The 11,918-nt window shown below is 60.5% G+C and carries 9 protein-coding genes; 4 read left to right on the forward strand and 5 right to left on the reverse strand.

Going from position 1 to position 11,918, the window contains the following annotated elements:
• Nucleotides 1-179 precede the first annotated feature (179 nt).
• Together motB and motA are read right to left on the reverse strand one after the other, a co-directional pair.
• Nucleotides 180-1,199 (reverse strand): flagellar motor protein MotB, encoded by a 1,020-nt coding sequence (gene motB, locus BJ917_RS16530; RefSeq protein ID WP_096513707.1) that lies wholly within the window; start codon nucleotides 1,197-1,199, stop codon nucleotides 180-182.
• A gap of 3 nt (nucleotides 1,200-1,202) precedes the next feature.
• Nucleotides 1,203-2,054, reverse strand: a complete 852-nt coding sequence (gene motA / locus BJ917_RS16535; protein WP_096513708.1) for a flagellar motor stator protein MotA — start codon at nucleotides 2,052-2,054, stop codon at nucleotides 1,203-1,205.
• Nucleotides 2,055-2,220: 166 nt separating this feature from the next.
• On the opposite strand from motA, the gene BJ917_RS16540 reads away from it, so the two are divergent.
• Genes BJ917_RS16540 through asd form a run of 3 tightly spaced genes read left to right on the forward strand, consistent with a single transcriptional unit; the run spans nucleotide 2,221 to nucleotide 5,498 of the window.
• Nucleotides 2,221-3,762, forward strand: coding sequence for an HDOD domain-containing protein (locus BJ917_RS16540; RefSeq protein ID WP_121103865.1), 1,542 nt, complete (start codon nucleotides 2,221-2,223; stop codon nucleotides 3,760-3,762).
• Nucleotides 3,763-3,803: 41 nt separating this feature from the next.
• Nucleotides 3,804-4,628 carry a rhodanese-like domain-containing protein gene (locus BJ917_RS16545; RefSeq protein WP_096513710.1) on the forward strand — a complete coding sequence of 275 codons (825 nt, stop codon included), beginning with the start codon at nucleotides 3,804-3,806 and terminating at the stop codon, nucleotides 4,626-4,628.
• A 9-nt stretch (nucleotides 4,629-4,637) separates the two neighbouring features.
• The gene (asd, locus tag BJ917_RS16550) at nucleotides 4,638-5,498 is read left to right on the forward strand and encodes an archaetidylserine decarboxylase (protein ID WP_096513711.1); all 861 of its coding nucleotides are present in this window, start codon (nucleotides 4,638-4,640) and stop codon (nucleotides 5,496-5,498) included.
• 142 nt (nucleotides 5,499-5,640) lie between these two features.
• Here the strand turns inward: asd and serB are convergent, their stop codons facing one another.
• Nucleotides 5,641-6,855 carry a phosphoserine phosphatase SerB gene (serB, locus tag BJ917_RS16555; protein ID WP_121103866.1) on the reverse strand — a complete coding sequence of 405 codons (1,215 nt, stop codon included), beginning with the start codon at nucleotides 6,853-6,855 and terminating at the stop codon, nucleotides 5,641-5,643.
• A gap of 135 nt (nucleotides 6,856-6,990) precedes the next feature.
• Here serB and BJ917_RS16560 point away from each other — a divergent pair, with 135 nt between their 5' ends.
• Nucleotides 6,991-8,508, forward strand: coding sequence for an AhpA/YtjB family protein (locus BJ917_RS16560; protein WP_096513712.1), 1,518 nt, complete (start codon nucleotides 6,991-6,993; stop codon nucleotides 8,506-8,508).
• Nucleotides 8,509-8,753: 245 nt separating this feature from the next.
• On the opposite strand, the gene BJ917_RS16565 is transcribed toward BJ917_RS16560, so the two are convergent.
• Together BJ917_RS16565 and parC are read right to left on the reverse strand one after the other, a co-directional pair.
• Nucleotides 8,754-9,467, reverse strand: coding sequence for a membrane integrity-associated transporter subunit PqiC (locus BJ917_RS16565; protein ID WP_096513713.1), 714 nt, complete (start codon nucleotides 9,465-9,467; stop codon nucleotides 8,754-8,756).
• Between the two features lie 176 nt (nucleotides 9,468-9,643).
• Complete coding sequence (parC, locus tag BJ917_RS16570; protein ID WP_096513714.1) at nucleotides 9,644-11,911, reverse strand: DNA topoisomerase IV subunit A; 2,268 nt, start codon at nucleotides 11,909-11,911, stop codon at nucleotides 9,644-9,646.
• Between the last annotated feature and the right edge of the window lie 7 nt (nucleotides 11,912-11,918).

Genomic DNA, 11,918 nt, shown 5'->3' on the forward strand with positions numbered 1-11,918 from the left:
CGTTTCGGGCAGACATGAAAAAGCCGCGATCATCTCGCGGCTTTTTTTCGCCTGGGCTTTTGTTGTGACTCGAACATTGCCTTCGCGAGCAGGCTCGCTCCCACAGTAGTGCGCGTTGCCCTTGTGGGAGCGAGCCTGCTCGCGAAGAGGGTGGGTCAGCCACCCCTCATTTATCTAAATCACTGCTTGGGCGCTTCACCCGGTTTCGGTGCCGGGTCATCGAACAGGTTTAGCCGTTCGCGCAGTTCGTGGGCCGGCAACGGCTCCTTGTCTGCCGGCAACGCATTCGGGTCGGCAGGCACTTCGCCCGGACCGCCCTGCCCTTGCGTTGGTTCCGGCGCCGGTTCCGCACCTTGCGAACCTTCGATGGCGCGCTGGGCTTTCTTGGTCAGTACGATGATGTCGATACGGCGGTTGACCGGATTGAATGGATGTTCGCGGTCAAACAAGGCCGACGAGGCATAACCGACCACCCGCGCCACTTGTGCATCCGGATAGCTACCTGCGACCAGCGCCCGGCGAGCGGCGTTGGCACGGTTGGCCGAAAGCTCCCAGTTGCCGAAATCACCCTGGCCGCTGTATGGCTTGGCATCGGTGTGGCCGCTGATGCTGATCTTGTTCGGCACGGCCTTGATGGTGTCGGCCATGGCCAGCAGGATGTCTTCGAAATACGGCTTCAGACGGGCACTGCCGGAGTCGAACATCGGCCGATTCTCGGCATCCACGATCTGAATGCGCAAACCGTCCGGCGTGATCTCGAACATGATCTGGTCTTTGAATTTCTGCAGCTGCGGATTTTCTTCGACCTTGTTTTGCAACTCTTGCAGCAACAGTTCGAGGCGCTCCTTCTCCACCATCTCGGCCATGCCTTCGACCTGTTCGGCGTCGACAGTCACCTTGTCCGGCTGCGGCTGGGATTTCACCTCGGGGTTGAGGGTTTTTTCCGGCGCCAACTCTGGCGTACCGCCCAGATCAATGATGTACGGCGTGCCGCTTTCGGTGAAGCCGATCGGGTCCTTGAAGTAACCGGCGATGGCAAGCTTCTGTTCCGGTGTCGCCGTGGACAACAGCCACAACACCAGAAAGAACGCCATCATCGCCGTGGCGAAGTCGGCGAAGGCGATTTTCCAGGCGCCCCCGTGATGCCCGCCGGCGTAGCGCTTGACGCGCTTGATGATTATCGGCTGATTATTTTCCATGACTTAACGGCCGCGAACCGCTTGTTCCAGCTCAGCAAAGCTAGGACGGTGCGCCGGGTACAGAACCTTGCGTCCGAACTCCACGGCCAGCGATGGCGGCATGCCGGAAGCCGAGGCAACCAGCGAGGCCTTGATGGCTTCATAGATATTCAGTTCTTCCTTGGCGTCGTGAGCCAGGGAATGGGCCAGCGGACCGAAGAAGCCGTAGGCGGCGAGAATACCGAAGAAGGTACCGACCAGTGCCGCACCCACGTGCAGGCCGATGGATTTCTGGTCGCCGTCACCCAGCGAGGCCATGGTCACCACGATCCCCAGTACCGCGGCGACGATACCGAAACCGGGCATGCCATCGGCAATGCCGTTGACGGCATGGGAAGGGTGTTCCAGTTCCTCCTTGAGGCTATAGAGTTCCATGTCGAACAGGCCTTCAAGCTCATGGGGGGCCATGTTGCCGGAGGACATGATGCGCAGGTAATCGCAGATGAACGCGGTCATGCGCTCGTCCTTGAGGACCGACGGGTACTTGGCGAAGATCGGGCTCGCGGCAGCATCTTCGATATCGCCTTCGATGGCCATCATGCCTTCGCGGCGACTCTTGTTGAGGATCTCGTAAATCAGGCCCAGGACTTCAAGGTAGTAGCCATTGTTGAAACGCGAACCGAACATGCTCAGGGACTTCTTGAGCACGTGCATCGTCATGTGGCCGGGGTTGGCCTGCAGGAATGCGCCGAGGGCCGCACCCCCGATAATCATGACCTCGAAAGGCTGGATCAGGGCGGCAATTTTGCCGTGGGAAAGCACGTATCCGCCGAGCACGCTCGCGAATACGACGATGATGCCGATTATTTTAGCCATAGGTAGGAGAGCACTTACTGAGTCGGGTTCAAGGTCATATTCGGAAGTTAAAAAATCTCTTCTTCTACTTATCGGCAAAACTGCGCCAGACTATAGCCAGTTCAGGCGAAAAGCTAATTTGACCCACTCCGGGCATAGGTAATCCAGACGATGATCGCCTCCAGACATGGCTAACGAAACGAACGTCCCGGCTCCAAAACCAACCACGCTCGAAGGCTGGGTCAAGCTTCTCGATGGCGTGCGCCTACCCATTCCGCAAGCCAGTCACGACCTTGTCTGCCGGGCGATCCGCGACAGTCGCAGCTCGCTGCGCGACATCGCCGAATTGATGCAGGACAGCCCGGCCCTGGCGCTGAGCGTGATTCGCGAAGCCAATCGACACACGCATGGCAGCATGAGCGAACCCGCGGAAAACCTTGAGGTCGCGCTCAATCGCCTCGGCCTGAAGCGCACCGAAGAATTGCTCGAGCGCCTGCCGGCCGAACCCATGGCCGAGATTCCAAAGGCGCTGCGTCAATTGCAGATGATCAGCCAGCACGCCACTCAACAGGCCAACGGTTTTTTTGCCAGCCGCCTCGCGCGCCTGTGGCAGGACATTCATTGGGGCAGCCTGCTGTTCCTCTCTCCACTGTGGCCCCTGGCACTGACCCACCCGCAATTGCTCGAAGACTGGGAACTGCGAGTCATCCATAAAGGCGAGTCGGCGCGCAAAGTCGAAAAGCAATTGTTCGGCGCTCGCCTGCTGGAAATCGGCCTGGCGCTGGTGGACATCTGGCGCCTGCCGATCTGGGTGCAACAGGGTTATAAACTGCTACTCACCGAGCAACGGGAACTGGTGAAAGTCCTGCGCATTGCCCGCGACAGCGAACATCCATTACGCCAGCAAAACCGCCTCGATGACGACCCGACCCTGCGCCGTTGGCTTAATCAGCCGGCCAACACAGTGCTGCTGGCCAACGGCCTGGCACTTTCGGCGCAACAGGCCTGGGACAGCCCGCACAGTGAACGCTGGCAGTACCTGACCAGTCTTTACCTGCAAATGCCAGTGGACGAGGTGCAACAACAGTTACACCAACAGGCGGCTAACAGCGGACGCCATCATGCGATGCCAGACCTCTGGCACCCTGCCGTTGCACTGATCTGGCCGTGGGGCACGAACCGTGTCCACGCCGGCCTGCTGCCAGCCCCGGCGCCAACCGCCGAAGACCTGGCCAAGTGGCGCAGACAATGCACCGAGCTGCTGATCGAACCGAGTCGTTTCACCAACGCCATGCACCTGACCACCTCCGCCCGTGACGCACTGGTCGCGTGCGGCATGCGCCGGGTCATGATCCTGATGGCCGACCGCACCCACGCCAATCTGCGGGTGCATCAGACTGCAGGACTACCGAAAGAGGTGGCCGGGCTGAATTTCACGGTCAGCCAGAGCACCGTGCTGCAACGCTTGCTCGCGCAACAGGCCCAGGTGCGCCTGACCCCGGATAACAACGCGCAATTCTCCGCCCTGCTGCCCAACAGCCTGCGTTCGCAGTTCAGCGGTGAACACTTGTTGCTACGATCACTGGTCAACAATGGCCGGGTGATCATGATCGTCGTGGCGGATCAGGGCGGCGGACCGTTTTCAGAGATCACCCTGCAAGCCTTCGGCAAAACCGCGCAGTGCATTGAGAAAGCCCTGCACAGTTTTAGCCGACGCGGCCAACAATAAGCTGCGCTACAATCCTCCCTTTTGTGCCCTGGAGACCTCACATGCCTGACTTCTCTGGCTTGCCGCTGGTGATCGAACCGAGCGACTTGCTCTCTCGTCTCGACGCCCGCGAACTGATCCTGGTGGACCTGACCAGCAGCGCGCGCTATGCCGCTGGGCATATCCCCGGCGCACGCTTTGTCGATCCGAAACGCACGCAACTCGGCCAGGCGCCAGCGCCTGGGCTGATGCCGCCGCAAGCGGCACTCGAAGCACTGTTCGGTGAGTTGGGACATAACCCTGACGCGGTCTACGTGGTTTATGACGACGAAGGCGGCGGTTGGGCCGGACGCTTTATCTGGCTGCTGGATGTCATCGGCCACAGCAAGTACCACTATGTCGACGGTGGCCTGACCGCCTGGCTGGCAGAAGGTTTTCCCATGTCGATCCAGATCCCGCCTGCGGTTGGCGGTCCGGTGGCATTGACCCTGCACGACGAGCCCACCGCCACCCGCGAGTATCTGCAAAGCCGTCTCGGTGCAACCGACCTGGCGATCTGGGACGCGCGCGGACCGCTGGAGTTTTCCGGTGAAAAAGTACTTGCGGCCAAGGGTGGGCACATTCCCGGGGCGGTCAATTTCGAATGGACCGCGGGCATGGACAAGGCGCGCAACTTGCGCATCCGTACCGACATGCCGCAGATCCTCGAACAACTCGGGATCAGCAAAGACAAAGAAGTGATTACCCACTGCCAGACTCACCATCGCTCTGGCTTCACCTATCTGGTGGCCAAGTCCCTCGGTTACCCGCGGGTCAAAGGCTACGCCGGCTCCTGGGGCGAATGGGGCAACCATCCCGATACCCCCGTAGAGAATCAAGGTTTTTAAGGACAGTTAATGAACAAGCGTCTGTTTATCGTCAGCCAGTACCTGCTGCCCCACAACCTGCTCTCGCGAATGGCCGGCTGCATCGCCGAATGCCGCGTGCGCTGGTTCAAGAATGCCTTCACCGCCTGGTTCGCCCAGCGTTACCAGGTGAACATGTCCGAAGCCCTGGTCGAAGACCTCACCGCCTACGAACACTTCAACGCCTTCTTTACCCGCGCCTTGAAAGACGGCGCGCGCCCACTGGACCAAACACCGGGCGCGATCCTCAGCCCGGCCGACGGCGCGGTCAGCCAACTCGGCCCGATCGAACACGGTCGCGTGTTCCAGGCCAAGGGCCACAGTTTCAGCGTACTGGAACTGCTGGGTGGCGATGCGGCGAATGCCGCGCCGTTCATGGGCGGTGATTTCGCGACCATTTACCTGTCGCCAAAGGACTACCACCGCGTGCACATGCCGCTGGCCGGCACCTTGCGCGAGATGATCTACATTCCGGGCCGTCTGTTCTCGGTCAACCAGACCACCGCTGAAAACGTGCCGGAACTGTTCGCACGCAATGAGCGTGTGGCGTGCATTTTCGACACCGAGCGCGGGCCGATGGCCGTGGTGCTGGTGGGCGCAATGATCGTGGCCTCGATCGAAACCGTGTGGGCCGGGCTGGTCACACCGCCGAAACGCGAACTGAAAACCTTCCGTTACGACGAAGCCGCCCGCGCGCCGATCCACCTGGAAAAAGGTGCGGAACTGGGCCGCTTCAAGCTGGGCTCGACCGCTGTCGTGCTGTTCGGGCCGGATCAGGTGAAATGGGCTGAAGAACTGGCTGCGGGTTCACCGGTGCAGATGGGCCAAGGCATGGGCTCACCAAAAGCCTGATCTGAAAACAATGGTGATCAATGTGGGAGCTGGCTTGCCAGCGATAGCGGTACATCAGTCGACATCAATGTTGAATGCCAGTAAGCCATCGCTGGCAAGCCAGCTCCCACAGGACCCGGTTTTCACACCGGGTTTTGCGGTATTACAGCTGTCCGTCCCGATCACGGAAGCCCAGCAGGTACAGCACGCCATCCAGCCCAAGGGTTGAAATCGCCTGCTTCGCCGACTGCTTGACCAGCGGCTTGGCGCGGAACGCCACGCCCAACCCGGCAATCGCCAGCATCGGCAAGTCGTTGGCACCGTCGCCGACCGCAATGGTCTGCTCCAGACGCAAACCTTCCTTGTGTGCCAGCTCTTTCAGCAGATCGGCCTTGCGCTGCGCATCGACAATCGGCTCGACCGCCACGCCGGTCACCTTGCCATCAACCACTTCCAGCTCATTGGCGAACACGTAGTCGATGCCCAGTTTCGCCTGCAATTGCTTGGCGAAGTAGGTGAAACCGCCCGACAGAATGGCCGTCTTGTAGCCCAGGCGCTTGAGTTCGGCGAACAGGGTTTCGGCGCCTTCGGTCAGGCGCAGCGAGGCGCCGATCGAGTCCAGCACGCCGACATCCAGCCCCTTGAGCAACGCCAGGCGTTCTTTGAAGCTGGCGCGGAAATCCAGCTCACCGGCCATCGCCCGCTCGGTAATTTCCGACACCTTGTCGCCCACGCCAGCCGCCTTGGCCAATTCGTCGATGACTTCGGCTTCGATCAGGGTCGAGTCCATGTCGAACACCGCCAGGCGACGGTTGCGACGGAACAGCGAATCTTCCTGGAAAGCGATGTCGACGTTCAGCTCCTGGGCCACGCTGAGGAATTCGGCCCGCAACGCTTGCGGATCGGCCGCTTCGCCGCGCACGGAAAACTCGATGCAGCCCTTGCCCTTGTCAGCCGGGGTATCCAGCGGCATGCGCCCGGACAGGCGATCGATATGGTCGATGTTCAGGCCATACTTGGCGGTGATCGAACTCACCGCCTGCAATTGCCCGGCAGTCACTTTGCGGGTCAACAAGGTCACGATGTGGCGTTTTTTACCCTGGTTACCGACCCATTGCTGGTAGTCCTCTTCGGACACCGGCGTGAAACGCACCTGCTGATCGAGCTCATAGCCCTTGAACAGGATGTCCTTGAGGACCGACTTGCCTTGTTGGGTATCAGGAATTTCAACCAGGATGCCGAACGACAGGGTGTCGTGGATCACCGCCTGACCAATGTCGAGAATGTTCACACCACCCTGGGCCAGAACGCCGGTAATGGCCGCAGTCAGACCCGGACGGTCGACTCCCGTGATGTTTATCAGGACGATTTCGCGCAAGGCGCACCCCCGCAGGTGGAAAAAAACCGCATTCTACCCACATTCAGTGACCATCGGGCACCGTGAGCGCTTTGCCGGCCTAGGGCCTGTCGCTATACTGCGCGTCAACTTCACGGACAAAAGAGCCGAGCTCAAGTGAACCGGCCCACGCCAGTAAAAACCGATAACTTCTTTCTGCTGATCTTCCGGGCACTGCGCCATCGCCGTGTACCGATTGCATTGCGCATCGCCAGCCATAACGTGATCCTGGTCGCCCTGGCCCTGGTGATCTATGCCGGTGTGATGGGTTTGCAGTTCAAGCAGGCCATGCACGAGCAGGCGGATGCGCTGGGTGAAAGCCTGACCACGCAGACCGCGACCTCAGCCACCGAACTGCTGGTGTCCAACGACATCCTCAGCCTCAACGTGCTGCTCAACAACCTGACCAAGAACAAGCTGGTGGCCCACGCCGCCATCTACAGCATGGATAACCGCATCCTTGCCGAAGCGGGTCAGCGTCCCAAGCACGGCTTGCTGGGCGAGGCCGAAGGCATCTATCAGAGCAAGATCACCTTCCAGGACGTGACCGCCGGCCAGTTGCGCATCAGCCTGGACATGGACCAGTTCCAGCAGCCAATGACCATCAGCCTGCAGAGCATGGGCATCCTGAGTGCGATTCTGCTGGCGCTGTCCCTGGCCTTGAGCCTGCGCCTGGGCCGGCACATCACTACGCCACTCCTGCAATTGCGGGTATGGCTGCGCCGCATCGACGAGCACACCCCGGGCATCGAGCGCCAGGACGAGATCGGCGACCTGGCGCGCCAGTTGCACGCCGACTTCGCGCCGGAACCGGCCGAACCCGAGCCCGTGCCGGAACCCGAGTTCGACGACGATGACGAAGCTGCCGAGCCGGGCTTCGAAGTGCGTAACCTGCGCGATCCGAGCTTTGATGAAAGCCGCCCGATGCCCGCGATGAAGGCTGCGCCACGACGCGCTGTCAGTACCGTCGAAGACGATGACGAAGATGCATTCGCGGACCTGCTCGACGATGCGCCAGACAGCGCCTCGAAACCGCTGGCCAAACCCGTGGCACCCAGCGCTCCTGTGCACAGCGCCGTACTCGCCGTACAGCTGGGTTCCCAGGAGCAACTACGTCGCCTGCCCCGTGCACGCCTGGAAGAACTGCTCAAACGCTACCGCGACTGCCTCGACCAGGCCGCCTCGCTCTACCAGAGCGAACTGCACACACTCAATGATGGCAGCACGCTGATGCTGTTCCATACCGAAGACAGCGGCGATGACTACCTGACCAACGCTATCTGCTGCGGCGAACTGCTGAGGGCATTAGGCCATCAGTTGCAGATCGAAGTCGCCGACAGCGGCATTACCCTGCAATTGCAACTGGGCCTGACCCTGGGCGACGAGTTGTTCGGCCTGAGCCAGATCGACCTGCTGCTGACCGACCCCGCCCAGGACGCCCTGGCACTGTCGCAACACAGCCGCAACCTGCTGCTGGTGGAGCGTAAGATCAGTGACGATGCGCTGATCCGCCAACGTGCACGTATCAGGCCGATTGCCAGCCCTGAAGGCGCGTGCTGCGTAGAGCGCTTGATGGAGCCTTACCCGTCAATGCTGGAGCGGCAACTGGCGCGGATGCATGAGCGTCGGTCGTAACAACCTCGTTATGAAAAGCCCGCACACGAGTGATCGTCTGCGGGCTTTTTGTTGCCTGTTCTGACCTCATCGCGGGTAAGCCTTGCTCCCGCAGGTTTTGTGTCGTTCATTTGACATGAGTGCGACACAAAACCTGCGGGAGCAAGGCTTGCCCGCGATGAGGTCATCAGCAGCACTGAAAATTCCATCCTGCAGGAACAACAAGGCCCGCATCAATGCGGGCCTTGTTCTGTACCAGTCCGGGCTTAGAAGCGAAACACTTCCATATCCGTGCGAATCGGCGCAGCCATCGGGATCTTCGGCTGCTTTTCAGCCTCTGCCGCAGGCGCCACAGGTTTCGCTGCCGGCTTTTTTGGGACCTCGGCAATCGGTGGCTGGTTGGCCAGTGGCTTGAGCGCGGTCGACAGCTGTTCGGCAAGTTTCTGCAACAACGCTCCCTGAGCCTGAACCTGGGCAGCCGTGGAGCCTGTGTGCTGTTCTTGCAGATGAATGATGCGGTTGTCGCGCACCTGGCCACGGCGGTCGATCAGGCGCCATTGCGCATCGAGGATCGCCGGTTGCTTCTCACCCGAGTCAAGACGGGTGATGGTCAGCAACACCTGAACATCCGGTGTGAAGCCAACGGTGGCCGGCGCCAGCACCACGCGCTGGCTATCCAGGTGGCCGGCGACCTGACGCAGCAACAGCTGATCGATGTCCGAGGACAGGCTACCGGCCCAACGACCGTCGGACGAGGCTTGCAGGCTGCCATCAGGCTGACGCTGCAACAGGGTTTCGCGCTGCAGATAGTCAGCAACGGTTACCGGGCCCAGCAAAACTGCCATGCCCGCGCTTTGCGCAGGCGGAACGGGACTTCCACTGTCCAGTTGATACAGCGACACCGGCTGGTGAACGCTGCAACCTGCCAGGCCAAGAACGCCGGCAAGCATCAAAATAAAAGGAAGGCGCAGAGCAGTCATCGTCCCATCCAGGTGATCGCCACAAGGCTGATCACAGTGAAAATACTCAATAAATATGAAGAACGCTCGGCCACGCCGGCGCTTGAAAGGCCATATCATCCGTGAATATGCGTTCCGACTCCAGTGCGAATGCGCCGATCTACGCGTTAAATCGTAGATCGGGCGCTCTAGGACGCCTAATTGAGGTTTTCGACGAGCAGTGCATCTACCCTCTGGAAGCCACGTGGCAACTTGTTACCACGACGCCCACGCTCACCCTTGTAGTGTTCGAGGTCGTCTGCTTTCAGTGACAAGGTACGTTTTCCAGCCTGAAGCACCAATGTGGCGCCATCCGGGATGACGGCAATGTCCGTGACATATTCTTCGCGACTGGCCACACGCTCTCCGGAGATCCCGATGATCTTGTTGCCTTTGCCTTTACCTAATTGTGGCAGATCGCTGATCTTGAAGATCAACAGGCGACCTTCGGTGGTGACCGAAGCCAGCCAGTTGTGCTCTCGATCAACCACCGGACGCGGCAGGATCACCTTGGCGTTGTTCGGCAGGCTCAACAGCGCCTTGCCCGCCTTGTTCTTGGCCTGCAGGTCTTCACCCTTGACCACGAAACCGTAACCGGCGTCGGACGCGATGACGTACAACGCATCGTCTTCCGGCATCAGCACGCATTCGAAGCTCGCGCCCGGCGGCGGTGTCAGGCGGCCGGTCAGCGGCTCGCCCTGGCCTCGGGCCGATGGCAATGTATGCGCCGCCACCGAATAGCTGCGACCGGTGGAGTCGATGAATACCGCAAACTGGTTGGAACGTCCGGCCGCCAGGGCCTTGAAACCGTCCCCTGCCTTATAGGAAAGCCCGGTAGCGTCGATCTCGTGCCCCTTGGCGGAACGAACCCAGCCTTTTTCCGACAAGACAACAGTCACTTTCTCGTTCGGCAGCAGATCGTGTTCGGTCAGCGCCTTGGCTTCAGCGCGCTCGACGATTGGCGAGCGACGGTCATCGCCGTAGGTTTCGGCGTCCTTGATCAATTCGGAGCGCACCAGCTTTTTCAGCTTGGCTTCGCTGGCGAGCAAGGCTTGCAGCTTGGCTTGTTCTTTGAGCAGCTCGTCTTGTTCGGCACGCAGCTTCATCTCTTCCAGGCGCGCCAACTGACGCAAGCGAGTATCGAGGATGTAGTCGGCCTGGATTTCGCTGAGGGCGAAACGCTCGATCAGCGCGGCTTTGGGATGTTCCTCGGTACGGATGATATGAATCACTTCATCCAGGTTGAGGTAGGCAATCAGCAAGCCGTCCAACAGATGCAGGCGACGCTCGACCTTGTCGAGGCGGAATTGCAGGCGGCGACGTACGGTCTGCACGCGGAATTCCAGCCACTCGACCAGTAAGGCCCGCAGGTTCTTCAGCTGCGGCTTGCCGTCCAGGCCGATGATGTTGACGTTGACCCGGTAGCTCGACTCCAGCTCCGTGCTGGCGAACAGGTGCTGCATCAGCGCATCGTGGTCAAAGTTCTTGCGTGCGCCCGGAATGATCACGATCCGGCACGGGTTTTCGTGGTCCGATTCATCGCGCAGATCGGCGATTTGCGGTGCCTTGGATGGCTTGGCCTGCATCATCGCGGCGATCTGTTCCAGCACCTTGGCCCCGGACACCTGATGCGGCAGCGCGGTAACAATGATGTCCCCGTCTTCGATGTGATACACGGCACGCATGCGCACCGAACCACGACCGGTTTCGTAGATTTTCAGCAGGTCGGCGCGCGGCGTGATGATTTCCGCCTCGGTCGGGTAGTCCGGGCCCTGGATATGTTCGCAGAGCTGTTCGACCGTGGCCTTGGGCTCATCGAGCAAACGCACGCACGCGCTCGCGACCTCGCGCAAGTTGTGCGGCGGTACGTCGGTGGCCATGCCCACGGCGATACCCGTGGTGCCGTTGAGGAGGATATTCGGCAAACGTGCTGGCAATACCAGCGGTTCGTCGAGAGTGCCGTCGAAGTTCGGTCCCCAGTCCGCAGTACCCTGGCCCAGTTCGCTGAGCAGTACTTCCGAATAACGCGACAGGCGCGCTTCGGTGTATCGCATGGCGGCGAAGGATTTGGGATCGTCCGGCGCACCCCAGTTGCCCTGGCCGTCCACCAGCGTGTAGCGGTAGCTGAATGGCTGGGCCATCAACACCATGGCTTCGTAGCAGGCCGAGTCGCCATGGGGGTGAAATTTACCCAGCACGTCACCGACGGTACGCGCCGATTTCTTGTGCTTGGAGTCGGCGTCCAGCCCCAACTCGCTCATCGCGTAAATGATGCGCCGCTGTACGGGCTTCAAGCCGTCGCCGATGTGCGGCAGGGCACGGTCCATGATCACGTACATGGAGTAGTTGAGGTAGGCATTTTCGGTGAAGTCAGCCAGCGATCGGCGTTCTACGCCATCTAAGCTGTCTGCAAGGATGTCGCTCATGCGGGCC

The sequence above is a fragment of the Pseudomonas sp. WPR_5_2 genome, from assembly GCF_003634475.1.
In the GTDB taxonomy this organism is placed as follows: domain Bacteria; phylum Pseudomonadota; class Gammaproteobacteria; order Pseudomonadales; family Pseudomonadaceae; genus Aquipseudomonas; species Aquipseudomonas izuensis.

Excerpts from the sequence above, each read along its gene's own strand:
- motB (WP_096513707.1), bottom strand. The coding sequence starts at position 1,199 with ATGGAAAATAATCAGCCGATAATCATCAAGCGCGTCAAGCGCTACGCC.
- motA (WP_096513708.1), bottom strand. The coding sequence starts at position 2,054 with ATGGCTAAAATAATCGGCATCATCGTCGTATTCGCGAGCGTGCTCGGC.
- BJ917_RS16540 (WP_121103865.1), top strand. The coding sequence starts at position 2,221 with ATGGCTAACGAAACGAACGTCCCGGCTCCAAAACCAACCACGCTCGAA.
- BJ917_RS16545 (WP_096513710.1), top strand. The coding sequence starts at position 3,804 with ATGCCTGACTTCTCTGGCTTGCCGCTGGTGATCGAACCGAGCGACTTG.
- asd (WP_096513711.1), top strand. The coding sequence starts at position 4,638 with ATGAACAAGCGTCTGTTTATCGTCAGCCAGTACCTGCTGCCCCACAAC.
- BJ917_RS16565 (WP_096513713.1), bottom strand. The coding sequence starts at position 9,467 with ATGACTGCTCTGCGCCTTCCTTTTATTTTGATGCTTGCCGGCGTTCTT.
- parC (WP_096513714.1), bottom strand. The coding sequence starts at position 11,911 with ATGAGCGACATCCTTGCAGACAGCTTAGATGGCGTAGAACGCCGATCG.